The following is a 26493-nucleotide window of genomic DNA, read 5'->3' on the forward strand; positions in this document are numbered from 1 at the left end:
GGCGCGCGTCATGGCCCGAAAGCCCCATAGTCTCATCCCCATCGTTTTTTTCGTCCCGGTTTGTTTCCTGCTGATCGGCTACCTCGTTGTCCGCGAACAGACCACCAAGCGTCCCGAACAACTGGCCGTCACCACGGCGGGCATGGTCGAGATGTGCCTGAATTGCCACACCAAGGAAAAGCTGGACGGTGCCCACGACAATCAGGTGGTCGGCTGTTCCCCCTGCCATCTGGGGGATGCGCTGGCCATCGACAAGGACAAGGCCCATCAAGGCATGGTCCTCAATCCCGGCGATCTGCGCTGGGCGGGCAAAACCTGCGGCGTCGAGGGATGCCACCCGGCGGATATCCACAAGGTGAAAAATTCCCTGATGGCCACCAACCGCGGCATTCTGGCAACGTTGCTCTATTATTGGGGCGAGCGGGACAGCCAGGACGCCGATATCACGGTCGAACACTTGCTGACCAGCGGCGAAACCTCGTTGGCGCTCGATTATTACCGCAAGCTCTGCGCCACCTGCCATCTGTGGAAACAGAAGGGGGATCTGCCCGGTGCGCCGGCCTTTTTCAACGAGAAAGGCGGGGGCTGTTCCGCCTGCCACTACATTCTGCCTCCGGAGACGCCGCGCAACACGGTCACCGACGAACTCGCGCCCGCCGCTCAGGAGGCGGCCGAAAAAAAGCGGCTCCACCCCAGGGTGGTCAAGCAGGTGCCTGAGGAAAATTGTATTCGCTGCCATAATCGCTCCGGCCGCATCGGTTTGTCGTACACCGGTATTTACGAGGCAGAGGGCTACGGCACGCCCTACGAAAAAGGGCAGCTCTCGCCGCAGCGTCTGGCCGGCGACCGCTTTTACCTCAAGATTGCCGAGGATATCCACCACACTAAGGGAATGGTGTGCATTGACTGCCACATCCGCGACGAAATCATGGGGGATGGCACCAGCTACGCCCATTACGAGGACCAGGTGGAAATCACCTGCCAAAGCTGCCACGACCCCAAACCGGGCACCTCGCGCAAAGGCAAGCCGCTGACCAATGTCGGCGAGCACGGCGGGCAATACATCCTGACCGGCAAGATCGACGGCAAGCAGCATCCCTTGCGGCCGCCGAGCAAACAGGCCTGCCTGGCCCCCGGCCACCAGCGCCTGAGTTGCGCGGCCTGCCACTCCACCTGGGTGCCGCAGTGCTACGGCTGCCATGCCAAGCGGGACAAGCGCGAGACCCATCTCGACAAACTGACCCTCAAGGAGACGCCCGGCTGGTGGGAGGAGGGGCGTTCCTATATCCGCTACGAAAAGCCGATGCTGGCGGTTTGGGGCGACAAGGTGGTGGTGGTGACGCCCGGCTGCCAGGACATGGTGACTCTGATCGACGAAAAGGGCGCCTCCGAGGGGGGATTCAACCGGTTCACCATGGCCGCGATCAATCCCCACACCATTCAGGCCAAGGGACGCACCTGCAAAGACTGCCACGCCGAACCGAAGACCATCGGCCTGGGAGAGGGCACGGTGGCCCTGCGGGAGGGGAAATGGCAGTTTTATCCGCTGGATCGGGGCGTGGAAACCGAGACGGGGCGAACGCCGGGGCTCGACACCTTCGTCACCATCGACGGCACGCCGCTCCAGCACGGTTCCCGGTCGAATCTGCGGCCGTTCAACGGCGAGGAGCTGCGGCGCATTCTGCGCATCGGGCTCTGTCTCGACTGCCACCGCGAGGCCGACGATCCGGTCTGGCGCAATTATGACCGCCAGCGCCCCTGCCCGGTGTTCAAGGCGCCGTGAACGGCGACGATCGGCGAAAAATGTTCGCCTCTCGGCGGATTTGTACTTGTGAAAATTGAACGAAAGCGTTACAGCGCACTGTTTTTTGTCATTCACGGATATGTGGAAGGAGTCAAGGATGTTTTCTGAAAAATTTGTGCTCTCGGATCGTGTGCTGCAAGTGGCCCCCTCGCCAACCCTTGCGGTCAATGCCAAGGCAAAGGCGCTCAGGGCCGCCGGTGCGGATATCCTGAATTTCAGCGTGGGCGAGCCCGACATGCCCACGCCCGCCCATGTTTGCGCCGCCGGCAAAAAGGCCATCGAGGAAGGGCGCACCCGCTATACGCCGGCTGCCGGCATTCCCGAGTTGCGGGAGGCGGTCTGCGCCAAGTTGAAGCAGGAGCATGGGTGGGAGTACAAGCCGGAGGAGGTACAGATCAGCTGCGGCGGCAAGCATGGTCTGTTCAATATATTCCAGGCGGTTCTCAATCCGGGGGACGAGGTCCTCATCCCCGCGCCTTACTGGGTATCCTATCCGCCCATGGTGCAGTTGGCCGGAGGCACGCCGGTGATCGTCCCCCTGCAGCAGGATCGGCAGTTCGATATCGACCCGGCGGTGGTGGCGCGATATGTCACCAGCAAGACCAAGGCCATTGTCCTCAACAGCCCTTCGAACCCGACCGGAGCGGTCTATTCGCTGGCAGCGCTGGCTGAGGTCGCCAAAATGGCCTATGAAGGCGGGTGGCTGGTGGTCTCCGACGACATGTACGAGGAGCTGTATTACGGCGAGGGGAAGGTGCCGCACATCCTCCATGCCGATCCGCGGCTGAAGGACCAGACGGTGCTGTCCAACGGGGTTTCCAAGGCCTTTGCCATGACCGGGTGGCGGATCGGTTATTCCATCGGCCCGCGCGAGGTGATCAGGGCCATGAACAAGATCCAGAGCCAATCCACCTCGAATCCGGCCGCGCCCTCGCAGTATGCGGCCCTGGCCGCCCTGACCGGGCCCCAGGATTTTCCCCACCAGATGCGCGAAGCCTTCTTGCCCAGGCGGGCCTTTTTCGTCGAATCGCTGGAATCCATACCCGGAGTAAGCTGCGTGGCCCCGATGGGCGCTTTTTACGTTTTCCCGAATTTTTCCGCGTATTACGGCAAGAAGTTCAAGGGGACGGCCATCGACGGCTCGGTTGCCCTGGCCGACTATTTCCTGGACGAGGCCCAGGTGGCCTCCGTTCCCGGAGCCGCTTTCGGCGCCGACGATTTCATCCGCTTCTCGTTCGCCACCTCGCTCACCACCATCGAGCGAGGCATGGAGCGGATCAAACAGGCCCTGGCCGCTCTGCAATAGCCATTCGGTCTTTTTGCCCCCGCTGGCATAAAAAAACCGGACAGAGCGCAGGCTCCGTCCGGTTTTGTTTTTGTCTTTCTCGCCGCCGACCGGCCGAATTATCCTTTGGCCTCGGCGGGTGGGCCGCTTTCCTGGTTGAGTTTGCTTTTCATCAGCAGCGACTGCAGTTTCCAGGGGGAGGAGAGGCATTCTCGGCCCAGATGGTTTTCCGCCACCATTTCGCAGAATTTCAGGAATTCGGCCATCAGACGGGTAATGATCTTATCCTTGTGCTGGATGATCCAAAGTTGGCGGCTCATGTCGATGCCCTCGATGGGCAGGATTTTCAGCCATCCTTCCTCGGCTTCACGGCACACTGTCAGCATGGACAGACAGGCCGCGCCCACACCCGCTTCCACCGCCTTTTTGATGGCCTCGGTGTGGCCGGTCTTGGTTACCACCTTGAGCATGGAGGTGTAGCGGCCCAGTTTCTTGGTGAAGATTTCGGCGGTGCCCGAACCCTCCTCCCGCATGACCCAACTGGTTTCCTTGAGATCGTCCGGAATCTGGAAGGTCTCGCGTTCGGCCAGTTTGTGGCTGGAGCTGACGATGATCCCGAGTTCATCCGCAAACCAGGAGGTGGCCACCAGGGCATCGACGTTGATGTCCCCCTCGACGAACCCCAGGTCGGCCTGGCCGCCGGCCACCAGCTTTTCCGCGGTCATGGTGTTGACCACCAGCATGTTGATGTGCGCCTCGGGATGAAGCCGCATGAAGGCCCCGATGAGGTAGGGGAGGACATAGTTGCCGATGGTCGAGCTGGCAACGATTTCGAGTACCCCGGCCACCGCGCCCTGCTGCTCGGTGAGGACGGTCTCGATATTGGCCACCTGGTGGAGGATATTTTTTGACAGCGGCAGCAGATAGCGGCCCCGGTCATTGAGGAGCAGGCTGCGGCCATGGCGGTCGAAAAGCGGGCCGCCCAGCTGGTTTTCCAGTTCGCCCAGGGCCATGCTCACTGCGGACTGGGTCAGCAGCAGTTTCTTGCTGGCGCGGGTGACCTGCTGCGTTTCGGCGACCGCGATGAAAATTTCGAGTTGTCTGAAGGTAATAGCCATGAAAACGCCTGATATCAGTTTAGCTGAATATATATATGATTGAAATTGAAAGCCAAACTAACACTTCCGGGAAATAGGTCAATCACTTTTCGAAAACAGCGGGTATTATTTGCCGGCCGCAAGAGTCGCGACCGCCGGAAAAGCAGGGCATTTTTTTCCAAATCGAATTCTGGAATTGTCCTTGACATCGGTTTTGCTTTTCAGTAGCTTGATAAAATGTGCTGATAAAACGCATCAGTAGGATTGATGCCACGTGGTGGCTCCTGCCAGGGGGAATCAAGATGGATCAGGTTGTTCTCACGAATATCATTTACGTCACCCTCTTTTTGATCGGCGCCCTGTTGTTCGGGTTCGGGTCGATCATCATCGTCAAGCTGCTCAGCCCTTCCTCCCATACCCGGCAAGCCGCCGGCCGAACCGGTCAGTTGATCGAATGCGGCATGGAGCCCATCGGCAGCGCCTGGATTCGATTCGGCATCATCTATTATCTCTACGCCCTGATTTTCCTCGCTTTCGATGTCGATGTCCTTTTCCTGTTTCCGGTGGCCGTGGCCTACAACAGCCCGGAATTGGGCCTGCGGGACTTTTACGAGATTCTGTTGTTCGTCGCCATCCTATCACTAGCCATCGTTTACGCCTGGCGTAAAGGAGTCTTCACGTGGGAGAAGAAAACGTACCTACGTCAATAGTGCAGTTTGCTCAGCTCGATAAACTGCTTAACCTCGGCCGGGCCAATTCGTTGTGGCCCATGACCTTCGGGCTGGCTTGCTGCGCCATCGAGATGATGTGCACCGGCGGTTCCCGCTTCGACATCTCCCGTTTCGGCGCGGAGGTCTTCCGGCCGTCGCCCCGCCAATCCGATGTCATGATCGTGGCCGGGACCATCAACAAGAAGCTGGAATTAGCCGTCAAGACGCTGTATGACCAGATGCCGGAGCCCAAATGGGTCATTGCCATGGGGAACTGCGCCATATCAGGCGGTCCGTTCAAAGTCAAGGAAAACTACAATGTGGTCGAGGGAGCGGACAAGCTCTTTCCCGTTGATGTCTACATCCCCGGCTGCCCGCCACGCCCCGAGGCCTTGCTCGAGGGCATCATGACGCTTGAGGAAAAAATCACCGGAAAACGCCGCTGGCCGCGGGTCCATCCGGGCTAAGAAAGGGGGCGAGCAATGGGCCTAATGGAACGAACGCAGGCGGCCTTGGCCGAAATATTCCCCCCACCGGCTTCCGCCGCCACGCCGCCGGCAGGGGAGGAGGGGCAGGAGGGGCAGGAGGGGCCGCCGCGAGAGCAGGGGATACTGGTCGTCGACCCGGCCAGACACGGCTGTCACCTTGATGTCCTCTGCGGGCTCGGCCAGGTGGTGGACGTGGCGCGCACGCTGGACCGTGAGGGCTATTTCCTGGAGGCGGTCTCCGGGGTCGACTGGCCGGACAAGGGGCAATTCGAGGTGATATACGACTACAGCCGGCTGGGTGGCGAGCATTGCCGGGTAATGGTCCGCGCCTTCGTGGACCGAAGCGAACCCGTGGTGCCGACCATCTCCGGCGTTTTTCCCGCCGCCGATTGGCACGAGCGCGAGACCTTCGATTTCTACGGCATCCATTTCCAGGACCACCCCAACCTGATTCGCATTCTCCTGCCGGAAGATGCCGATTTCCATCCCCTTCGCAAGGACTATATGCCATGACCGTCCCCGTTCATCTGCGGCATGATGAGACCTTTGTCCTCAACCTGGGGCCGCAGCATCCGGCCACCCACGGCGTCCTCCGGGTCAAGCTCACCATGGATGGCGAATACATCGTCAAGGCGGAGCCGGTGCTGGGCTATATCCACCGCATGCACGAAAAACTGGCCGAGGGCGGCACCTTTGCCCAGTTCATGCCTAATACCGCCCGGATGGACTATCTGCACGCCCTGGCCTTCAACCATGGCTGGGCCCTGGTGGTGGAGAAGGCGGCCGGGATCGAGGTGCCCGAACGGGCCGAATACATCCGGGTGATCACCGTCGAACTCAACCGCATCGCCAGCCACCTGCTGTGGTGGGCGGCCTTCCTGCTTGATCTGGGCGGTTTCACCCCCTTGCTCTACGCCTTCGACGACCGCGAGAAGATCGTCGACCTGCTGGAGCGGGTCACCGGCTCTCGCCTGACCTATTGCTACCTGCGGTTCGGCGGCGTCTACAACGACATCGACGACGAATTCATCGCCGGCACCCGCGACTTCATCAAGCGCCTGCGCGGCCGCATGCCCCGCCTCTATCACGACCTGGTCACCCACAACATCATTTTGATCAAGCGGATCAAGGATATCGGTTTCGTCTCCGCCGAGCAATGCCGCCGCTACGGTGCCACCGGCCCGGTGGCTCGCGGTTCCGGCATCGACTACGACATCCGCAAGAACGAGCCCTATTCGGTCTACCCAGAGTTCGATTTCGAGGTGCCGGTCTTTAACGAGTGCGACTCCATGGCACGCTACATGGTGCGGATGCACGAAATCGAGCAATCGATGCGGATCATCGAGCAGGCCCTGGACAAGCTCCCCGGCGGCCCGGTGATGGGCAAGGCGCCCAAGGTGCTGAAACCCGAGGCCGGCTACTATTATTCCGCGGTGGAGACCGCCCGGGGCTCGCTTGGCCACCGGCTGGTCTGCAACGGCGACAAGAACCCCTACAAGCTCAAGCTGCGGTCGCCGACTTTTTCCAATCTGAGCCTGTTCGGCGAAGTGGCCGAAGGCATGCTGCTGGCGGATGCCCTGGCCTTCATGGGCAGCCTGGACCTGGTTATCCCCGAAATCGATCGCTGACCGAAAGAGGAAACGATGGAAACAAGTATGTGGCGCGCCCTGCTGTACCTGGTGGGGCTCCTGGCCTTTGCCGGTGTCAACGCCGCCTGGCTCGGCTGGTGCGAGCGCAAGGGCGCGGCCCGCATCCAGCGGCGCATCGGACCCTGCGAGGCGGGGTTCGCGGGACTGCTCCAGCCCCTAGCCGACGGGCTAAAGTTGATGAGCAAGCAGCTGCTGGTGCCTCAAGGCGTGGACGGCATCATCTTTCGGGTGGCGCCGGTGCTGGCCATGATTCCGGCCATCACTTCTCTGGCGGTGATTCCATTTTCGGAAAATATCGGTGCCCGGGCCATGGAACTGTCGCTGCTGCTCCTCTTCGCCCTGGCCTCGATCGGCATGATCGCCATCCTGCTCGGCGGCTGGGCCTCGGGCAACAAGTATGCCATCATCTCCGCGGCCCGCTCGGTCTCCCAGAATCTGGCCTATGAGATTCCCATGCTGCTGACGGTGATCACCGTGGTGCTGATCTCCGGCTCGATGAACCTGCGCGAGATCGCCCTCGACCAGCAGGGCGGGTTTTGGCATTGGAACATCTTCCGTCTGGAGAACGGGCATTTCCTGACCATGTGGATCTCGTTCATCATCTTCTTCATCTGTTCGGTGGCCGAGACCAACCGCGCCCCCTTCGACATGGCCGAGGCCGAGAGCGAACTGGTGGCCGGGTTCATGACCGAATACAGCTCCATGGGATTTGGCCTGTTCATGATGGGCGAGTATCTCAATATCGTGGTCGGTGCCTGCCTGACCGCGACCCTGTTTCTCGGCGGCTGGGACTGCCCCTTCGGCCAGACTCCCGGCATCTGGTGGTTTTTGCTCAAGATCTACGTTCTGATCTTCACCTTCATCTGGATCCGCTGGACCTATCCCCGGACCCAGATTTACCGGCTTCTCAATCTTTCCTGGAAAATACTGATTCCGTTCTCCATGGCCAATCTCCTGGTAACGGCAGCCCTGATCAAGGTGTTTTGAGTATGAGCGGGTATTGGAGCGATATCGTCACCGGCGGCAAAAGCCTGGTGACCGGCCTGGCCATCACCGCCCGCGAGTTCTTCCGGCCGGTGGTGACCGAGCAGTACCCCTGGGAAGTGCCGACCATGACGCCGCTGTTCCGGGGACATATCGAATTGATCGGCAACGAGGAGACCGGCGAGCCCAATTGCGTGGTCTGCGGCATGTGCCAGCGGGCCTGCCCCTCGGTGTGCATCAGCCTGGACGGCAAGAAGAACGAGGGCGGCAAGGGCAAGGTGCTGACCCGCTACATGCTCGATTTCACCAAGTGCAGCCTGTGCGGCTCCTGCGTCGAAAGCTGTAATTTCAACGCCTTGCGGTTTTCCAGGGAATACAACCTGGCCAGTTTCGACAAGAATGACTTCATCATGGATCTCATGCAAAGGCTGGAGGATCAGAACAGATGCAAGCGCTAGTCTGTCAGCCGGCGGATGTCCCGGCCCTTTTTTCCGCCGAGGGCATGGTCGGGATCGTTTTCCTGCTCACCGTGGCCCTGGTCGTGACCGGGGCGGCCATCGCGGTCAGCGCCCGGCGGCTGGTCCGGGCCGTCTCCGGCCTGGCGATCTGCTTCACCGGCCTGGCCGGGGTCTATTATTTCCTGCTCAGCCCCTTTTTGGCCATGATGCAGATGCTGATCTACGTCGGCGCGGTCTCCATCTTGATCGCCTTCGGCATCATGATGGCCACGCCCGAGGAACAACAGACGGCGGACAGAAAGCAACGCAGCCTTCTGGCCGGGCCACTGGCCTTCAGCGTCGCCGCCCTGATCTTCGCCGCCCTGACCGTGCTCGGGCTGAAAACCGAGTGGCAGGTCTTTCCCCGGCAGGGGAGCTTTGACATCAAGGCGGTGGGCTTGTCGCTTTTGACCACCCACGGCTTTGTCTTCGAACTCATTTCCATCGTCCTGCTCCTGGCCATCATCGGCGCCTTGGTGCTTGCGCAGAGGGGGAGAAACTAACCGATGCAACTGCTCAATCTCTACAATTGCCTTTCGACCTACCTGGTGATCGGCGCCCTGCTGTTCGCCTTCGGGGTCTACGGCATGGTGGCCCGCCGCACCGTGATCGGCATGCTGATTTCCTCGGAATTCATCCTGGCGGCCGCCTCCACCAACTTCATGGCCTTCAACCGTTTCCTGGCCCCCGACCCGGCGATCGGGCAGATTTTCACCCTGTTCATCATGGCCATTGCCGCTGCCGAGGCGGCCATCGCCATCAGCATCATGATCGCGGTCTACCGGAACTACAAATCCATCGAGACCGACGACCTGGTCGATCTGCAAGGCTAAGCGGGGAGAATATCCATGGATATCGTTGCCTCCACCACCGACGTCGTCGACAACCCCTACCTGCTGCTGGCGGTGCTCATCCCGCTGTTCGGCAGCCTGGTGGTCATGACCCTGAAAAACAAACCGAACCTGCGCGAGTTCGTCTCCTCCTGCGCCTCGGTGCTGTTGCTGGGCACGGTTCTCTCCTTCGTGCCGGCGCTCAGGGCGGGCAAAACCCTCGTCTTTCCGATTTTCCAACTTTTGCCCGGATTGTCGATTACCCTGCGGGCCGACGGCTTTGCCATGATCTTCGCCCTGGTCGCCTCGTCGCTGTGGGTGATTGCGGTGTTCTACTCCATGGGCTACATGCGGGCCCACGACGAGCCCTGCCAGACCCGGTTCAACGCCTGCTTCGCCCTGGCCATCTTCGGTGCCATCGGCGTGGCCTTTGCCGACAACCTCCTGACCCTCTATCTCTTCTACGAGATCGTCTCGGTCTGCACCTACCCGCTGGTCGCCCATCACCAAGACGAGGAATCTTACGAAGGGGCGCGCAAATACATCGTCTACCTGACCACCACCGCCAAGTTTTTCCTCCTGCCGGCCCTGATCCTCATCTACGTCTTGGCAGGCACCCTGGATTTCCCGCATAACATCAACACCGGCATCATTCCCACCTCGGCCCCCGGCTGGATGGTGACCATGCTCTACATTTTTTGCATCTTCGGCTTCGCCAAGAACGGCGTTATGCCCTTCCACCACTGGCTCCCCGGCGCCATGGTGGCTCCGACCCCGGTCTCGGCGCTGCTGCATGCGGTGGCGGTGGTCAAGGTCGGCGTGTTCTGCACCACCCGCACCATGCTCTACGTGTTCGGCGTCGACACCATGGACCGGCTCAACCTCGGCATTCCCACCGCTTACTTCGTCGGCTTCACCATCATCGTCGCCTCGATGATCGCCCTGTCCAAGGACAATCTCAAGGCCAGGCTGGCCTATTCCACGGTCAGCCAGCTCTCCTACATCATCCTGGGGGTGGCACTGCTGACGCCCCATGCCATCGAAGGCGGCCTGATCCACATCGTCAACCACGCCTTTTCCAAGATCACCCTGTTCTTCTGCGCCGGCGCCATCTACATCGCGGCCCACAAAAAATACATCTCGGAGATGAGCGGTCTGGGCAGGACCATGCCGTTCACCTTCGGCGCCTTTGCCGTGGCTTCGCTGTCGATGATCGGCGCGCCGCCGGTGGCCGGTTTCGTCTCCAAGTGGTATTTGCTGGTGGGCTCGATGGAGGCGCACCAGGTGGGCATCCTGCTGATCCTCATCGCCTCGACCGTGCTCAATGTCGGCTACTTCGCGCCGGTGACCTACAAGGCCTTTTTCGGCAAACGGCCGGCTGGCCAGGCCGAAACCGGGATCAAGGAGGCGCCGTTGAGCATGCTGATCCCCTTGCTGATCGCGGTCGCCGTTTCGGTGATCATCGGCATTTACCCCAATTTCATGATGCAATTCGTCTGGATGGTGACAGGATGACCACGCTGATCGCATACCTCCAAGCCCGGCTGAAAACCGTGGTGACGGTCTGCCTCGTGCTGCTGGCCGCCATTGCCGTGGCCTCGCTGCTCGTCGATACCCAGCACGCCCATTCCTGGGCCGAGCGGCGCGTGCCCTTTTTCTGGTCGTTGTTCGGTTTTGCGGCTGCGGCCCTGATCATCGGGGTGGCCCGTTGGTTCGGCCGGTCCGGCATCCAGGCCCCGGCCGATGTGTATGACCGCACCCTTTTACCCTGCGAGGAAGAAGAATGACCTCCGGCTTTCTCCACCCCTCCCTGTTTTTGATCGCGGGCGCGCTGCTGTTGCCCTTCGTCCAGGGACCGCTGCGCCGGCCCTACCTCTTCCTGGTGCCGCTGCTGGGCCTGGGCGCGGTGCTGTACAATGCCGCCCTGGCCGGCAATTACGGTCTGGTGAATTTTCTGGACTGGCAACTGGTCTTCGGCCGGGTGGACAAGCTCTCCACGGTCTTTGCCCTGATCATGGCGCTGATGGCGGTGATCGGCACCCTCTACGGCCTGCATGTCGACCGGGCCGGCGAGCACGTGGCCGCCTGGTTCTATGCGGCCGGTTCCCTGGGGGTGATTTACAGCGGCGATTACCTGAGCCTCTTTCTCTTCTGGGAAATGATGGCCTTTGCCTCGGTCTTCCTCATCTGGTTCAGGCGGGGACCGAACTCGCTGGCAGTGGGCTACCGCTACCTGGTCATCCACACCATCGGCGGTATCATCCTCCTGGCCGGCATCCTGCTCCGGTACCAAGCGACCGGCAACATCGCCTTCGACCTGCTCGACGTCAGCCATCCCCAACTCGCCACCTGGCTGATCATGATCGGCTTCGGGCTCAACGCCGCCGTGGTGCCGCTCCACTCCTGGCTGCCCGAGGCCTATAGCGAGGCCTCGTTCAACGGCGCGGTCTTCCTCTGCGCCTTCACCACCAAGACCGCCGTGTATGCCCTGGCCAGGTCCTGCGCCGGCATGGAGATCCTGGTGGTGCTCGGGGTGATCATGGCCCTGTACGGCGTGATCTACGCGGTGATGGAAAACGACATCCGCAAGCTGCTGGCCTGGTCGATCGTCTCCCAGGTGGGCTACATGGTCGCCGGCATCGGGATCGGCACGGACCTGGCCATCAACGGCGCCGTGGCCCACGCCGTGGCGCATATTCTCTACAAGAGCCTGCTGTTCATGGGGACCGGTTCGGTCCTGTACATGACCGGCAAAACCAAATTCACCGAACTGGGCGGCTTGCATGCCAAAATGCCGGCCACCTTCTTCTTCACCATGATCGGCTGCCTGTCGATCTCCGCCGCCCCTTTCTTCGCGGCCTACGCCAGCAAGTCGATGATCATCGCCGCCGGTTTCGAGCAGCATCTCAACTGGGCGGTCTGGCTGCTGATGCTCGGTGCCACCGGCACCTTCATGTACAACGGCCTCAAGCTGCCCTATTTTCTGTTCTTCGGGACCAACAAGTGCAGCCAGGCCACCTGGGACAAGGCGGCCGATCCCCCGCGCAACATGCTCATCGCCATGACCCTGGGTGCCACCATGTGCGTCCTGGTGGGGACCGCGCCCGGCTTTCTCTACGCTCTGCTACCCCATGCGATCGACTACACGCCGTACACGGCCTACCAGCTGATGGAAACCCTGCAACTGCTCGGTTTTGCCGCCCTGGCCTTTTTCCTGCTCAAGAAATACGTGGAGCCGGTGGACCGGGTCTGCCTCGACATCGACTGGCTCTATCGCCAGTTCGGCCGTGCCTTCCTCTGGCTGGTCAGGCGTCCGCTGCAGTGGTTCGACACCGCCTGGGGTGAGGCCTACCGCGTGGTCGGGCTCGGTTCGCTGATGACGGTCAGCCGTTTTTGGAGCTGGTTTGATTGGAACGCCATCGACGGGGTGGTCGACGGCATTGCCCGCGGCGTGCGGGCTTTGGGCGGCAAGGTGCGGGTGCTCCAGAGCGGCCAGATCCAGGTCGCTCTGTTCTACGTTTCTTCGCTTGCCGCGGTCGTGCTGGTCACCTTTGTCGTCTCCCAGTTGCTCTAAGGGGAAAAGAGAATGGATCTGCTACTTATCAAAGAGGGTTTTCCCCTGCTCAGTTTTCTCATCTTCCTGCCTTTGGCCGGCTCGATTGTGCTGCTCTTCTTTCACAACGAGACCTTTGCCCGGCTGTGGACGCTGCTGATCACCTCGCTGACCGCGATCTGCTCGCTGCCCCTGTTGGTCGGCTTCGACCAAACCAGCAGCAAGTATCAGTTCGCCGAAGCCTATGCCTGGATTCCCCGGCTCAACATCAACTACATCGTCGGCCTGGACGGCATTTCCATCCTGCTGGTCCTGCTGACCACTTTGATCATGCCGTTTTGCGTGCTCGCCTCCTGGAAATACATCCAGCAGCGGGTGGCGCCGTTCATGTTCTGCCTGCTGGTGATGGAAACCTCCATGGTCGGGGTCTTTGTCGCCCTGGACTTCGTCCTGTTCTACATTTTCTGGGAATTCATGCTCATTCCCATGTATCTGCTGATCGCCGTCTGGGGCGGGCCCCGCAAGGCATACGCCTCGATCAAGTTCTTCCTCTACACTTTGGCCGGCTCGGTCCTGCTGCTGGTGGCCATCATCGCCCTCTATCTCGAATCGGGCAGCTTCTTCATCCCGGAGATGATGTGGCAACCCTATTCCCTTACCTTCCAGGTGCTGGTCTTCCTGGCCTTCTTCCTGGCCTTTGCCATCAAGGTGCCGATGTTTCCCTTCCATACCTGGTTGCCGGCGGCCCACGTGGAGGCCCCGACCGCTGGATCGGTCATCCTGGCCTCGGTCCTGCTCAAGATGGGAACCTACGGCATGCTCCGCTTCTGCCTGCCGATCACACCGGATGCCACCATGCTCCTGGCCCAGCCGATCCTCTGGCTGTCGATCGCCGGCATTATTTACGGCGGCTTCACCGCCCTTGCCCAGCAGGACATGAAAAAGCTGATCGCCTATTCCTCGGTGGGGCACATGGGGTTCGTCACCCTGGGCATCTTTGTGCTCAACAGCCGGGGGGTGGAAGGCGCCATGCTGCAGATGATCAACCACGGCGTCACCACCGGCGCGCTCTTCCTGTGCGTGGGCATGATCTACGAGCGAACGCACAGTCGGGAGCTGGCGCTGGCCACGGGGGTGGGCAAATACATGCCCTGGTTCGTGACCTTTCTGGCCTTTTTCTCCCTCTCTTCCTTCGGCTTTCCGGGAACCAACTCGTTCATCGGCGAATTTCTGGTGCTGGCCGGGGCCTTCGAGCACAATACCTTCCTGGCCCTGGCCGCCATTCCCGGCGCGGTCCTGGCGGCGGCTTACATGCTGCGCCTGCTGCAAAAAGTCGTTTGGGGCGGAACCGCCAATCCGGATCAGTCCTACCTGACCGATCTCGGCCTGCGCGAGATTGCCGTGCTCACGCCCTTTCTGCTTTTTGTTTTCTGGATCGGTCTTGGGCCGCAACCTTTTCTCAACCTGATGCACACCTCGGTCAGCGCCTTGCTGGATCAGCTGCACCACTGGCAACAGCATCAACAGGTCGCGGCGGTGCTGTGGAATTGATTGCGCATCCGCTTGGTTTGGTCACTCTCCCGATCGTCTTGAGCGATCGCTGCTGAGACAACACGAAGAAAGGCAACGTTTATGGTTATTCTTCCCGAATTGGTGCTGGCTGCCGGTGCGCTGGCACTCTTTTTTGTCAGCCTGAGCAAAACGCCCCCGGTCCGGATCGCGAAGTCGGTGGCCGTGCTTTTCGGCCTCGCCACCTTCGCGGCCGCCTTGCTCGCGTTCCAGTCGAAAGGGAGCCTGTTTTACGGGGCCTACGCGGTGGATTCGTACTCGCAGCTGTTCAAGGCGCTGATCGGATTCTCCCTGGCTGTGCTCCTGATCTTTGGCCAGAACCTGAAAGGCATCAGCCCGGAGATCCGCCCGGAATATTATCTTTTCCTCCTGCTCAGCGTCCTCGGCCTGATGATGCTGGTCAGCTCGGTGGAACTGATCGCCATCTTCATTTCGCTCGAACTCTCCTCCTTTGCCCTCTATCTGCTGGTGCCCATGCGCGACGACCGCACCGGCAGCCGGGTGCAGATGGAAGCGGGCATGAAGTATATTCTCTTCGGCGTCATGGCCACCGGCTTCATGCTCTATGGCATGAGCCTGCTGTACGGGCTCACCGGTACCACCTATCTCAAGGAAATCATCGCCTTCCTCGCCAAGGGCAACGTGCAGCCCACGGTGCTGGTGGCGGTGTTGCTGGTTTTGGCCGGTTTTTTCTACAAGCTGGCGGTCTTCCCCTTGCATTTCTGGGTGCCGGATGTCTATCAGGGGGCCTCGAACGAAACCGCCGGCTTCATCGCCACCCTGCCGAAATTCGGGGCGGTGGCCCTGTTGATCCGTTTTCTCACCGTTCCGACCGGCCAAGCCCAGTTTCTCATCGAGCTGATGGCGGCGCTGGCGCTCTGTTCGATGTTTTACGGCAACCTCAGCGCCTTGGTGCAGAAGGATATCAAGCGGATGCTGGGCTTTTCCGGCATCGCCCATGCCGGCTTTGTGCTCCTGGGCCTGCTTGCTCTCGACCGCGACGGCTACGGGGTGGCGATTTATTACATCGCCGGGTATGTGCTGATGAACCTGGCCTGTTTCCTGGTGATCAGCAATGTTTCGCGGGAAGGGGAAAACTTGAGGATCGACGACTTCAACGGCCTGTACAAGCGGCAGCCGCTGCTGGCTTTCGTGCTGGCGGTCGGTCTGTTCGGTCTGGCGGGTATTCCGCCCTTTGTCGGCTTCATGGGCAAATTCATGATCCTGACCTCGGCGCTGCGGGCACACCATGTGGTGGTGGTCTGCCTGGCAGCCATCAATACCGCCATTGCACTGTACTACTATCTTTCGGTGGTCAAGGCGGCCTACACGGTCGAACCCGGAGAACAGGCCGGGCGGATCGCGGTGAACCCGCTCATTCAGCTGACCGGGGTGGTGCTGGTGCTCGCCATCACTTTGCTCGGGGCCTTGCCCGCCCGATTCATCGATTTTGCCAGCGCCGTGGTGCAAACCCTGCACTGAAAAAGCATGGGACAATAAAAAAGGGGACGCTGTACGGCGTCCCCTTTTTTATTGCGGATTGCTGGGCGGCTGTCAGCCGGCAGACTCCAAGCCCGGCGCGGGAAAACCGGCGCAGAGCTGCCGGACCGCCGCGGCGATCTCGGCCTGGAGCGCGGTGTTGGCCGGATCGGCAACCACGGCGTCGATCCACTTGCCGATTTGCTCCATCTGCTCCTCTTTGAACCCGCGCGAGGTCACGGCCGGGGTCCCGAGGCGGATGCCGCTGGGGTCGAAGGGCTTGCGGGTGTCGTAGGGAACGGCGTTGTAGTTGAGGACGATGCCGGCCGCATCCAGGGCTTTGGCCGCGATTTTGCCGGTCACGCCCTTGTTGGTGAGATCGATCAGCATCAGGTGGTTGTCGGTGCCGCCGGTCACCAGGTGGAAGCCTCGGCCGATCAGGGTATCGGCCAGAACATGGGCGTTTTTGACGATCTGGGACGCATACTGCTTGAAGGCCTCGGTGGAAGCCTCCTTGAGGGCAACGGCGATGGCGGCGGTGGTGTTGTTGTGCGGGCCGCCCTGAAGCCCGGGGAACACAGCCTTGTCGATGGCGGCGGCGTACTCGTTCCTGCACATGATCATGGCGCCCCGGGGACCGCGCAGCGATTTGTGGGTGGTGGTGGTGACCACGTCGGCATAGGGGATGGGCGAGGGATGGACGCCGCCTGCCACCAGCCCGGCGAAATGGGCCATGTCCACCAGGAGCAGCGCCCCGCAGGCATCGGCGATCTCGCGGAATACGGGAAAATCGAGAATCCGGGAATAGGCGGAGTGACCGGCGATGAGAATCTTGGGCCGGCAGGCCAGGGCCTTCTCGCGGATGGTGTCGTAGTTGAGGCGGCCGGTTTCCTGGTCAAGGGAATAGGACTCGGCGATGAAGTACTTGCCGGAGATCGACACCTTGGCGCCATGGGTCAAGTGGCCGCCGTGGGGCAGGGCCATGCCGAGAATGGTGTCGCCGGGGTTGAGGAAGGCGAGGTACACCGCCAGGTTGGCCGGTGAGCCGGAATAGGGCTGCACATTGACGTGCTCGGCGCCGAACAGCTCCTTGGCCCGTTGGATGGCCAGGCTCTCCACCTGGTCGATGTATTGCTGGCCTTCGTAATACCGCTTGCCAGGGTACCCTTCTGAATATTTGTTGGTCAGCACCGAACCGGTGGCTTCCATGACCGCGCCGGAGACGTAGTTTTCCGAGGCGATCAGGCGAATCTTGTCTTGCTGCCGCTGCTCTTCCTGCTTGATCAGGGCAAAAAGTTCGGGATCACATTGTTGTAGGCTGCTCATCTTGACTCCTTGGAAGGGGAAGTAGGCCGGCTGTACGCGGTCTGGCCCGCGGCAGCGGCTCTCGAAAAAAAGGATAACGCGGTTTGCGGCTCTGCCGCGGCTTGGGCGTCACAAGAAGACTTTTGGGAAAAGCCGTGCTGCAAAGGGGGACATCATACCCAACCTGACTGCCGTTGAACAGGAGAAAATGACAGGGGCGCCTTTGGCCCGATCGCAGCGGTTGCAACCGGGAAGAGAGAGAACGCTCGGGCCGCTTCCGCTGGCTTGCACCGGGCCCGAGGTCTGTCTACGGCCGGTTTTCGATTTTTTTGATATGTTCTTATGCTCTTGGAAAATCGGTGATGGTAGGGTATTTTACCCTGGTAATTTTACCAGGTTCGCTGCAATTCGGAAGTCCTGGGAGGGACGATTGAGGACCGGTTGCAGTTGCGCCGAAGACCAGCTGGCGGAAAAGCCCGTGGGGCCGTGTCGGCATGGGAAATTATCTTCGACGAAAAAAACGGAAATAAGGAGGGATACGATCGGTAAACGGGTTTGGCGACGCGAAGAAGACGTGTGGGCAACAGATGTTGAATGAACAGCAGGGGAGAGAATGAATACGAGAGCACTATTTTGTTATGGAACATTGCAGTCGCCACTGGTCATGAAGGCCGTCACCGGCCAATCCTATGAGGGCAGGGAGGCGACCTTGCATCATTGGGCCCGGTATCGCGTCCGCGGTTCCGAATATCCCGGCATCACCCACCAAACGGATTCGGTTGTTTCTGGCAAGCTATACTGGGGGCTGGACGAGCAGGCCATGGAAAAGCTCGATGCCTTTGAAGGCGACAAGTACGAGCGGGTTGTCGTCCAGGTGACCATGGCGGACGGTTCCGAGGAAGATGCCTACGTGTACGCGATCCGCAACGATTGTCGCAAGATGCTGTCGAACGACCCCTGGGATTTTGACCGTTTCCTCCAAAACGGCCTGGAAAAATTCATTCATTGGTTTGTCGAGGATCGCCGGGATCTGTTCGATCGAGGCGATCTCTAATCGTCCCTTTTTCCCTCTCCTGGAGCAAGCCCGGCTGAAAGCGCGCCTTGCCGGCGAGAGGACCATGTTCATGGCTTTTTGGTCCGTGTCGCCGCCTTGCCTTGCCGTGTGTTTTTTCCCGTCTGTCCAACGGATGCGCCGGATGTCAGAGATATCCGGCGCGCCTCCGGAAGATCGGGATTGGGTCGGTACAAAAGCAGCGTTCGGCCAATGGCCTGGACCAAGCTGGCACCGGCCGCTTCGGCCAATTCCTGCCCGGCTTGATTCCGTTCCACCGGATAGTTCTGTCCGATTTTGACCTTGATCAGTTCATGCGCCTTGAGCGCTGCCCGCATGGAGCAGAGCAGGGCTGGCGACAGCCCTTCCTTGCCGGTGTAGACCACCGGTTCAAGGCTGTGGCCCAGGCCGCGCAATATCTTCTTCTCCCGACCGGTCAATTCGACCGGCTCAGCCGCTGTATCGGTTTGTTCGCTCATGTTTATCTGACTCTTCCTTGTGGTTGTGAAATGAGGCGGTTACGTTTGCAACCACCCTGGCCGAACGGCTCACGCCGGCCGGTCGTCCGTGCAGGTGGTGCTGCCGTCGGGCAAAAAACCGGGCACCTGTCCGGGCGGTGCGGCGATCCGCGCCCGTTCTACGACCCTGCGGCAGAGCCGGGGAAAGATCAGGCCGTGCCATGGCAGCATCGCGTACCAATAAAGCCGGCCCAGCAGACCGTGGGGAATGAAAAAGGCGGTCTGGACCAGAGTTTCCTGCCGGATTTCGAATTCCAGCCATGCCTTGCCAGGAAGCTTCATCTCCCCCTGCAGCAGCAGGCGCTGGTTGGGAATCAGGTCGGCAACCCGCCAGAAATCGAGGGCATCCCCGGTCCGAAGTCTTAGGGCCTGCCGGCGCCCCCGATTCAGGCCCGGGCCGCCGATCGCCTTGTCGATCAGCCCGCGTCCTTGCCAAAGCAAGTTGCAGGTCAGCCAGCCCGTTTCCCCGCCCAGGGCCAGGAGAGAGGCAAAAACCTGTGACGGCCTTGCCCCGGCAAGGGAATGGGTGCGTCGATCGCGCCAGAGCGTCGCGCCGGCCGGAGCATCGACATCCGCAAGAACGCAGTCGCTGGAGTCGCACCAGCGGCTAGGTACCAGATCGTTTTCCGTTTCGTCAAGGGCTTGCCGAAGAATATGGGAGAAAGGTGCCGGGCTGATTTCCGGGAAAAAGACACTGGCACGAGGCTGTTGCCCCTGGATTGCGGTGTGCAGGCCGGCGATGAAGGCATCGGTCGTCGGGCGGGATATCGGCGTCATGGCGGCCAGCCCCAGTGAACTGGGGCGGGGAAGCGAAAAGGGAATGGGAATGAGTACGTTGCTGCGGCCCATGGCCTCGGCGGTCTGACGCAGCATGTCCATGAAGGTCAGCGGTGGGGTGTCGATATCGACTTTTGTGCTTCCGGGATGATGATGCGTAAGTGCTGCCACGAGGTAAGCCACGACATCGTCGATGCCGATCGGGTGGGCCGGAAGAGAGCCCCATCTCGGCACCGGTATGAGCGGTGCGTTCCGGATCAGGCCGCGAAGTAGTTCGAAGTTGCAACTGCCTGACCCGATGATGGTGCCGGTTTGCAACCAAAGGGTACGGATTCGGTCGGGTCTGCTGGAGAGTATCCGACCGGGTGCGGCGAAAGGAGCGGTTGTGCGCCGAGCATCGTCGTCCGGCCGGCCAAGAGCGCCGATGCAGATGATGTTCTTGACGCCCTGATCAAGGCATGCCTGGAGAAAATTCGTTGCCACGGTTTGATCGAGACGGCGACTGTCCTGTCCTGTCCCCTCGACACGGATGAGATAGATCGCGGTTTCGACTCCGGCCAGCGCCTGTTGGAGTACGGGCAGGTGCATGGCGTCGCCTTGAAGGATTTCCGCTCCTTGCCGGGCGGTGTCGGCCAGTTTGCGGGCATCGCGCACTAACAGGCGCAAGGCGATGCCCTTGTGCCCTCGCAGTGCTTTTTCCAGCCGCCGGCCTATATATCCGGTGGCACCGGTGAGTAGAACCGTTGGTCGCAAGGAAAAACCGCCTTATTGGCGCGGAGGTGCGGCAATCATTGAAGACTGGGGCAGGATTGTTCGGGGGTTAGCGATACAAAAACACAGAACAACAGGGAAGAGGTGTCGCGGGAAAAACGGCCGGGGACGAGGCAAAGCCCCCGGCCGGGTAGCCTTATCCTTTTTTGACAATCAGCTTGTCACCCGTTTGCAAGGCATTGCTGCTGAGCTTGTTCCAGGTGCGGATGTTTTGGGGGGAGGCTTGAAATTTCTTGGCAATGGTCGCCAAAGTATCTCCGTTTTTTACCACGTACCAAGTGGGAGGTTGATTTTTCGCCGTCTGAGCAACCACGGTCGGCTGGGCGGACGCTTTCTGGCTACTGGCCGGCTGCTGGGTCGCCTTGGCAACGCTTTGTTTCCTGGTACTTTCCAAGGTGGGAACCACGGCGGGTTTCTTGTTGGCGCTGCCTGGAGTTTTGGCCACCGCGATCTTGGTGGCAGCGGCGGTCAGAGTGGCATCGGACTTGTTGGTATCGGCCTTGCCTTCCGGCTTCTCGGCAAGACTCGGTACGGGCATCGAGGTGTAGAGAGCCAGCTGCTGCCCCGGTTTGACCTTGCTCGCCTGGGAGAGTTTGTTCCACCGCAGGACCTGCTGGGGTGAAACGCGATACTGCTTGGCGACCGAGGCCAGGGTCTCGCCGGATTTAAGGGTGTATTTCACCAACTGCTGCTGCCGTTTATCCTTGCCATTGTTTTTGGCCAGGCGGTCTTCGGCCTGTCTGTCCCGGTCCTTGGCAACCACATATTTGGTGCTGGTCGTCGGGATCTGGAGACGCAGCCCCCTCGGCAACTGCGCGCTCCTCAGGTTGTTGGCTTTCAGGAGGGTGGTCTTGCTGATATTGTACAGACTGCAGATACTGTCCAGGGTTTCGTCCTTCTTGACCGTGTGAGTGGCGTACACGGTCGTGGTCACCGGGCGGAGCTTGTCGATGTTGCCGGCGATCAACTCTCTGGTGCCCACGGGAATGCGCAGAGTGTACTCGCTCCTGGGGGGAACCTGGCCCTTTCTCAACTCATTGTTGAGTGCCCGCAATTCTTTGGTCGAGGTGTTGGCAGTGGCGGCCACCACCTCAAGGCTGACCCCGCCGGGGACGGCAATAGTCTCGTATTCGTGCGGCTTTTTATAGGCAATGTCGGTAAATCCGTACTTTTCCGGGTTGCGGGCAATGATGATGGCGGCAATCAGTTTCGGCACGTACCGCTTCGTTTCCATGAAAATGCCTTCGGTCGCCGCTATTTCCCAGAAATCCTTGGCATTGTTTCTCTTCAAGGCGGTGTCGATCTTTTTTTCGCCCGCATTATACGCGGCCACGGCCAGGTACCAGTCCCCGAATTGGGAATAGAGGTTGGAAAGATACTGCACCGCCGCTTTGGTGGACTTTTCCGGTTGCCGGCGTTCGTCGACCCAAGAATCGATCCTGAGGCCGTATCGGCTGCCCGTCCCTTCGATGAATTGCCACAGGCCGCACGCCTTGGCCGGCGAGTAGGCCGACGGATTGTAGCCCGATTCGATCATGGCCAGGAAGACGAGGTCCGTGGGGAGACCGGCCTTCTTCAGTTCCGCTTCGATATGGGGCCGGTACATGGCGGACCGGGCCAGCCATTGGGTGAAGTAATTCCTCTGCCTTCCCTGGAACAATTCGAGATAGTACAAAACCTGCTTGTTCACCATGATGGGGAAGTCGTATTTGTTGGAGTCAATGCCCAGCTTTTCCAGAGAGTAGGTCTGGCCGATGCCGTATTCCCAGGCGCCGGGGGCATTGAGGGCTTCCAACTCTTCCGCTGCGGTTTCTTCCGGTTCGGCCGAGGAGATCTCCTCGTCCTGGTTGTCGGTGAGCGCTACCTCGTTTGCGGGCGGAAGCTGGGTCGTTTTTTTGTTATGCGAGGAACAGGCTGTGAAGGAGAGGCAGATGAGGGCGACGAGACAATGGGTCAGCAGATTCGGCAATATTTTCATATGGAGTAGTCGGGTTTGTGCAACCTTATATTGCATTGAAACAATATTGTATTTTCTGCGATCAATCAGATGCTGAACACAAAATGGGTAAGAACAATATGGCCTTTTTAACTTTTAACCAAAAGAATGACAAGCAAAAGTATTTGGTTGCGTTGTTTTGCCCTGTTGGGTGGGTATTTTTTTTCTTGGATTTTTTTCTGCGGCCGTTTTTTTTTCCGGTTTTTCGTGCACAGGGACAAGCCGGGGAATCCTTGGGATGGTCCTGGGAGGTTCCGTGTGGTTCTTTGCTTATAACATGTCGTATTATTGGGAAATAATAAAACCAATCCGATGAGTATCGTGGACAACTGCTTGTCTGTTTGGGCCGGTTAGGGTTGCTCAGCCGCCGTTCGCTTGGCCAAAGGCATGGTTTGCTTTTGACGACAGAGAAAAAAAAGCACTTTTTTTTGGCCGAACATGCTAAAAACCTCATCGCGTTTTCACCGGCGGCGCACCGGCTGGCGAATGGATGGCCGGTCGAATTGTCGATGAGAATATTGCCTGTAAAAATACATGGTTGAAGTAGAGAGGCGCTCTGCCGCTCTCCGTGATTTCGTTGGGAACGCGTTGGAATTATGCTGAAATTGATCAAATACTGTTTCCTTTTGGTGTTGATGTTCTCTTTGCTCGCCACCGCGATAGGGGCCGGCGGACTGTATTACCTGGTGGCCCTGGTGCCTGCTCCGGAGATCGAAGAGTCGGCCATCAGCGAAATCCTGGGGCGGGAAAGCCCGGTTTATTATCGGGACGGGGAGGACAAGCTGGGCGTGTTGTTCGAGGGGATCCACCGCCAGTACCTCACCTATGACCAGATTCCGAAGAATTTTGTCAACGCCCTGCTTGCCGCCGAAGACAATCAGTTTTTCAGCCATTTCGGTCTCGATATTCCGGGGATTGGCCGGGCGATGTTGGCCAACCTCAGGGCGGGTAAGGTGGTCCAGGGCGGCAGCACCATCACCCAGCAGACCGCAAAAAACCTGTTTAAGCGGGAATCGCGCAGCCTTCAGGCCAAGCTCAAGGAGTTGCTGTATGCCCTGCGTCTGGAACACCGCTACAGCAAGGAGAAAATTCTCGAATTCTACACCAACCAGTTCTTTGTCAGCGGCAACGGTCACGGCCTCGGCGTGGCGGCCCGCTTTTTTTTCGATAAGGAGCCCAAGGATCTGACTTTGCTGGAATGCGCCTTCATTGCCGGCAGCGTCAAACGGCCCAACTATTACAACCCGTTTTTGAAAAAGAACCTGGCCAATGCGGACGAAGTCAGGCAAAGAAGCGAGGAACGCGTCCGCTACGTGCTGGGCCAGATGCGCAAGAACAATTTGCTCAGCGAGGAGGAATACAAAGGCCTGAAACTCGACGAGCTGGTGTTCAAGCAGGGGAAGATGTCCTATGCCCAGAATACGGCCATGGATCTGGTCCGGGAAGGCTTGAGCACCCCGTTTATCGCCGATATTCTTGAACAAAACGGCATATCCAACATCGCGACCTCGGGCGCCAGGATCATCACCACGCTCGACCACCCGCTCCAGCGCAAGACCGTCGAAGGCCTGCGCCGCCACCTCTCCCAGCTCGATGTGCGCCTGCGCGGCTATGAACGGGCGATGGTGCAGGAGGAATACAAGGCCCTGGAATATCAGGGGGACGAGGAGTTGCTGCCGGGCAATTTCGTTTTCGGCACCATCAAGGATATCGGGGAAAGCCGCGACAAGGGCGTCGAGGTGCGCGTGCATTTCGACGAGGGCCGCGCCGAGGGCATCGTCGATGCCGCCGGATTGAACCGGATGGCGGATGCCTACGCCCGGTTCAGCCGCGGCGCCCAGACCGCATCGGCTGCGGATCGCAAGGCCTTGCTTCGCCAGCTGCAGGCCGGAGACAAGGTGTACGTCGCTGTCCGGGAAAACGACGGGCACGGCAAGGTGCTGCTCGATCTGGAACGCTACCCGCAGGTCGAGGGCGCCGCCTTTGTCCTCCAGGAAGGGGCGATCCGCGCCATGAGCGGCGGCATGTCCAACCTGAACTTCAACCGGGCCACCACCGCCAAAAGGCTGATGGGCTCGACCTTCAAGACCTTTCTCTTTGCCGCGGCCCTGCAGTTGGGCTGGAGCCCGGTGGACATGATCAGCAACAGCCGGGACACCTTTGTCTTCATGAACCGCCCGTATGCGCCGCAACCCGACCACGACAGTCCCTTCGGCTCGGTATCGTTGAGTTGGGCCGGCGTTACCTCGGAGAACGTCGCCGCGGTGTGGCTGCTCTACCATCTGACCGACCATCTGACGCCGCCGATGATCCGCGAACTGGCCGCCAAGGTGGACATGGCGCCCCGGATCGACGAGGACGGAAGAGTCGAGGCCTACCAACGCTACCGGGAACGCATGCGGGATCATTTCGGCATCCAGCTTTCCCGCCAGTATCTCGACTATGCCGCCTTTGGCAGTGCGGTGCGGGCCTTGCAACCGGATTTTGTCTTCGATAACCGCGAGGAAGAGTACAAAAAGCTGACCCAGATGCGCTACGACGATTTTCAACACCTGCGCGCCCTGGTTGACGCCCTGGGGGCCTATCGCCGGGCGCTGGACAGTGGGGCGCGGCCGCTCAATCCGGATGCGGCCTTCGACGACCCCGGCGCATCGACCCTGCCGAATGCCGCGGGGCGATTGGTCCGGGACGATGCCGGCCGTTTCATTTTCACCCTGCGGCACGATCTGCCCGCCAATTGGACGCCGTTGAACGTGCATGAGGTGGTCGATCAATTGATCGCCCTCGATCCCGGACAGTTCGAGGACTTCTGGCTGGAGCGGGTTCAACTCGAGGGCATGGTGTCGGCCACGACCGTCCAGCAGGTGGACAACCAGTTGGGCAACGAGCGGGGCAAGCTCAACCCGGATAAGCTCTACTCGCTGGATGTGCTGGGGGAAGTCCGCGACTTCCGGGTGATGCTCGGGTTGCAGTACCTGGTGCAGCTGGCCCGCGAATGCGGCATCAACAGCAGGTTCGAGCCGGTGCTGTCGCTGCCGCTCGGCTCCAACGTGGTCTCCCTGTCCGAGATCACCCGTACCTACGAGACGATGATCACCGGTAGCCGCCACGATGCCGCCGATGCCCCGACCCTGGCCCAATCCGAATTGGACGGCCATGTCGACCCCGACGGGGCCGCCATCATCGACCGGATCGAGACCCCCGAGGGACGAGTGGTCTATTCCCGCCAGGTCTACAGGACCAGGGTGTTCGATCCCAAGAGCGCGGCCGAGGTCGGCAACATCCTCCAGAATGTCATCCCGTACGGAACCGGCCGCTATGCCCAGGAGCATGTCCGGCTCCGCAGCGACGATCCCGACCGGAACAAGCTTCTGGCCAAGCTGAACCAGCCCTACCCGTTGTTGGGCAAAACCGGAACGGCCAACGACTACCGCAACTCGGCCTTTGTCGGCTATGTCCCGGCGCTGGCGCAAGACCAGTCGGGCATCGGTTTCCAGGGCGGCTACACGGTGGGGGTGTACGCCGGGTTCGACAACAATGCCACCATGGTGCGGCGTGGGTTCCGGGTCACCGGTTCCCAGGGCGCGCTCCCGGCCTGGAGCGCCATTGCCCAGGCCGTGCTCGATACCGAGAAGATAGCCGATCGGCTCGATCCGGTGGACCTGACCTTCAACGGCCTGTCCTTGCAATATCCCGACGTGAAACAGGTATTCATGCCGGTGGCCCCCAACCAGGGCGGGGCAATGACCGGTGCCGCCGGTCTGCGCCAGACCTCGGCGCCCGGTTCGCCCGCCAGCCTCTGCTTCGGCGCGGTGAGTGCCAGCGGCCGGTTCGAGCCCGAACGATTGTTTCTGCCGTACTGGCGAAATCGCTGAGCGACCGCCTTCGGGACAGGGGCCGGCCACCGTCCCGAAGGCATGTTTTTCCGCTCAGATGGAGAAAGCGATTGTTTGGCACCGGCTTATTTGCTATCTTGCCTGCCGTATTCTTTTCTCTGCTTACTTGAAACAACCCGGCGGGAAGAGGGGAGAATAGCCTGCTTTTTGCCGGTCCTGCCCGCTGTCTGCTGCGAGTGACGGCAACCGTTTCATCGACTCGAACATGCGCGGAGAGAACAGGGCATGCCGGGT

Annotated in this window: 22 protein-coding genes; 17 read left to right on the forward strand and 5 right to left on the reverse strand. The window is 60.2% G+C overall.

The genetic code is table 11. The features are described 5' to 3' along the window. Positions 1 to 10 precede the first annotated feature (10 nt). Both RMR13_RS09615 and RMR13_RS09620 read left to right on the forward strand, forming a co-directional pair. Complete coding sequence (locus RMR13_RS09615) at positions 11 to 1783, forward strand: hypothetical protein (protein ID WP_310600413.1); 1773 nt, start codon at positions 11 to 13, stop codon at positions 1781 to 1783. Between the two features lie 118 nt (positions 1784 to 1901). After that, positions 1902 to 3110 (forward strand): pyridoxal phosphate-dependent aminotransferase, encoded by a 1209-nt coding sequence (locus tag RMR13_RS09620; RefSeq protein WP_310600414.1) that lies wholly within the window; start codon positions 1902 to 1904, stop codon positions 3108 to 3110. 98 nt (positions 3111 to 3208) lie between these two features. On the opposite strand, the gene RMR13_RS09625 is transcribed toward RMR13_RS09620, so the two are convergent. Continuing rightward, positions 3209 to 4207, reverse strand: coding sequence for a LysR substrate-binding domain-containing protein (locus tag RMR13_RS09625; protein WP_310600415.1), 999 nt, complete (start codon positions 4205 to 4207; stop codon positions 3209 to 3211). A gap of 281 nt (positions 4208 to 4488) precedes the next feature. Between RMR13_RS09625 and RMR13_RS09630 the strand changes: the two genes are divergently transcribed. The 13 genes from RMR13_RS09630 to RMR13_RS09690 all read left to right on the forward strand — a co-directional run bounded on the left by RMR13_RS09630 (position 4489) and on the right by RMR13_RS09690 (position 15948). Continuing rightward, entirely contained in the window at positions 4489 to 4896 is a 408-nt protein-coding gene (locus tag RMR13_RS09630) for an NADH-quinone oxidoreductase subunit A (protein WP_310600416.1), read from the forward strand. Then, complete coding sequence (locus RMR13_RS09635) at positions 4866 to 5363, forward strand: NADH-quinone oxidoreductase subunit NuoB (RefSeq protein ID WP_310600417.1); 498 nt, start codon at positions 4866 to 4868, stop codon at positions 5361 to 5363. Before RMR13_RS09630 ends, RMR13_RS09635 begins: the two co-directional genes overlap by 31 nt. 24 nt (positions 5364 to 5387) lie before the next feature. Next, positions 5388 to 5897 (forward strand): NADH-quinone oxidoreductase subunit C, encoded by a 510-nt coding sequence (locus RMR13_RS09640; protein WP_310600418.1) that lies wholly within the window; start codon positions 5388 to 5390, stop codon positions 5895 to 5897. After that, positions 5894 to 7012 carry an NADH-quinone oxidoreductase subunit D gene (locus RMR13_RS09645; RefSeq protein ID WP_310600419.1) on the forward strand — a complete coding sequence of 373 codons (1119 nt, stop codon included), beginning with the start codon at positions 5894 to 5896 and terminating at the stop codon, positions 7010 to 7012. Before RMR13_RS09640 ends, RMR13_RS09645 begins: the two co-directional genes overlap by 4 nt. Positions 7013 to 7027: 15 nt before the next feature. Further along, positions 7028 to 8020 carry an NADH-quinone oxidoreductase subunit NuoH gene (nuoH, locus tag RMR13_RS09650; protein WP_310600420.1) on the forward strand — a complete coding sequence of 331 codons (993 nt, stop codon included), beginning with the start codon at positions 7028 to 7030 and terminating at the stop codon, positions 8018 to 8020. 2 nt (positions 8021 to 8022) lie between these two features. After that, positions 8023 to 8475, forward strand: coding sequence for a 4Fe-4S dicluster domain-containing protein (locus RMR13_RS09655; RefSeq protein ID WP_310600421.1), 453 nt, complete (start codon positions 8023 to 8025; stop codon positions 8473 to 8475). Further along, complete coding sequence (locus RMR13_RS09660; RefSeq protein WP_310600422.1) at positions 8463 to 9017, forward strand: NADH-quinone oxidoreductase subunit J; 555 nt, start codon at positions 8463 to 8465, stop codon at positions 9015 to 9017. The genes RMR13_RS09655 and RMR13_RS09660 overlap by 13 nt, the downstream gene beginning before the upstream one ends. A gap of 3 nt (positions 9018 to 9020) precedes the next feature. Continuing rightward, entirely contained in the window at positions 9021 to 9347 is a 327-nt protein-coding gene (nuoK, locus tag RMR13_RS09665; RefSeq protein ID WP_309412156.1) for an NADH-quinone oxidoreductase subunit NuoK, read from the forward strand. 15 nt (positions 9348 to 9362) lie between these two features. Further along, positions 9363 to 10859, forward strand: coding sequence for a monovalent cation/H+ antiporter subunit D family protein (locus tag RMR13_RS09670; RefSeq protein ID WP_310600423.1), 1497 nt, complete (start codon positions 9363 to 9365; stop codon positions 10857 to 10859). After that, positions 10856 to 11131 (forward strand): hypothetical protein, encoded by a 276-nt coding sequence (locus RMR13_RS09675; RefSeq protein ID WP_310600424.1) that lies wholly within the window; start codon positions 10856 to 10858, stop codon positions 11129 to 11131. Before RMR13_RS09670 ends, RMR13_RS09675 begins: the two co-directional genes overlap by 4 nt. Continuing rightward, positions 11128 to 12918, forward strand: coding sequence for a Na(+)/H(+) antiporter subunit D (locus RMR13_RS09680; protein ID WP_310600425.1), 1791 nt, complete (start codon positions 11128 to 11130; stop codon positions 12916 to 12918). The genes RMR13_RS09675 and RMR13_RS09680 overlap by 4 nt, the downstream gene beginning before the upstream one ends. Before the next feature lie 12 nt (positions 12919 to 12930). Then, on the forward strand, positions 12931 to 14448 hold the full coding sequence (locus RMR13_RS09685) for an NADH-quinone oxidoreductase subunit M (RefSeq protein WP_310600426.1): 1518 nt from the start codon (positions 12931 to 12933) through the stop codon (positions 14446 to 14448). Between the two features lie 81 nt (positions 14449 to 14529). Further along, positions 14530 to 15948, forward strand: coding sequence for an NADH-quinone oxidoreductase subunit N (locus RMR13_RS09690; protein WP_310600427.1), 1419 nt, complete (start codon positions 14530 to 14532; stop codon positions 15946 to 15948). A gap of 72 nt (positions 15949 to 16020) precedes the next feature. Here the strand turns inward: RMR13_RS09690 and glyA are convergent, their stop codons facing one another. Next, positions 16021 to 17271, reverse strand: coding sequence for a serine hydroxymethyltransferase (glyA, locus tag RMR13_RS09695; protein WP_310600428.1), 1251 nt, complete (start codon positions 17269 to 17271; stop codon positions 16021 to 16023). 592 nt (positions 17272 to 17863) lie between these two features. Here glyA and RMR13_RS09700 point away from each other — a divergent pair. Beyond that, positions 17864 to 18304 (forward strand): gamma-glutamylcyclotransferase family protein, encoded by a 441-nt coding sequence (locus tag RMR13_RS09700; RefSeq protein ID WP_310600429.1) that lies wholly within the window; start codon positions 17864 to 17866, stop codon positions 18302 to 18304. Positions 18305 to 18372: 68 nt separating this feature from the next. Here the strand turns inward: RMR13_RS09700 and yhbY are convergent, their stop codons facing one another. The 3 genes from yhbY to RMR13_RS09715 form a co-directional block, all read right to left on the reverse strand. Further along, positions 18373 to 18780, reverse strand: coding sequence for a ribosome assembly RNA-binding protein YhbY (yhbY, locus tag RMR13_RS09705; protein ID WP_310600430.1), 408 nt, complete (start codon positions 18778 to 18780; stop codon positions 18373 to 18375). A 69-nt stretch (positions 18781 to 18849) separates the two neighbouring features. Beyond that, positions 18850 to 20349, reverse strand: coding sequence for an SDR family oxidoreductase (locus RMR13_RS09710; protein WP_310600431.1), 1500 nt, complete (start codon positions 20347 to 20349; stop codon positions 18850 to 18852). Positions 20350 to 20503: 154 nt separating this feature from the next. Next, positions 20504 to 22345 carry a LysM peptidoglycan-binding domain-containing protein gene (locus RMR13_RS09715; RefSeq protein ID WP_310600432.1) on the reverse strand — a complete coding sequence of 614 codons (1842 nt, stop codon included), beginning with the start codon at positions 22343 to 22345 and terminating at the stop codon, positions 20504 to 20506. A 614-nt stretch (positions 22346 to 22959) separates the two neighbouring features. On the opposite strand from RMR13_RS09715, the gene RMR13_RS09720 reads away from it, so the two are divergent. After that, positions 22960 to 26238, forward strand: coding sequence for a transglycosylase domain-containing protein (locus RMR13_RS09720; protein WP_310600433.1), 3279 nt, complete (start codon positions 22960 to 22962; stop codon positions 26236 to 26238). Positions 26239 to 26493 lie beyond the last annotated feature (255 nt).

Origin of the sequence: Desulfobulbus sp., from assembly GCF_031547805.1 — a bacterium.
GTDB lineage: Bacteria > Desulfobacterota > Desulfobulbia > Desulfobulbales > Desulfobulbaceae > Desulfobulbus.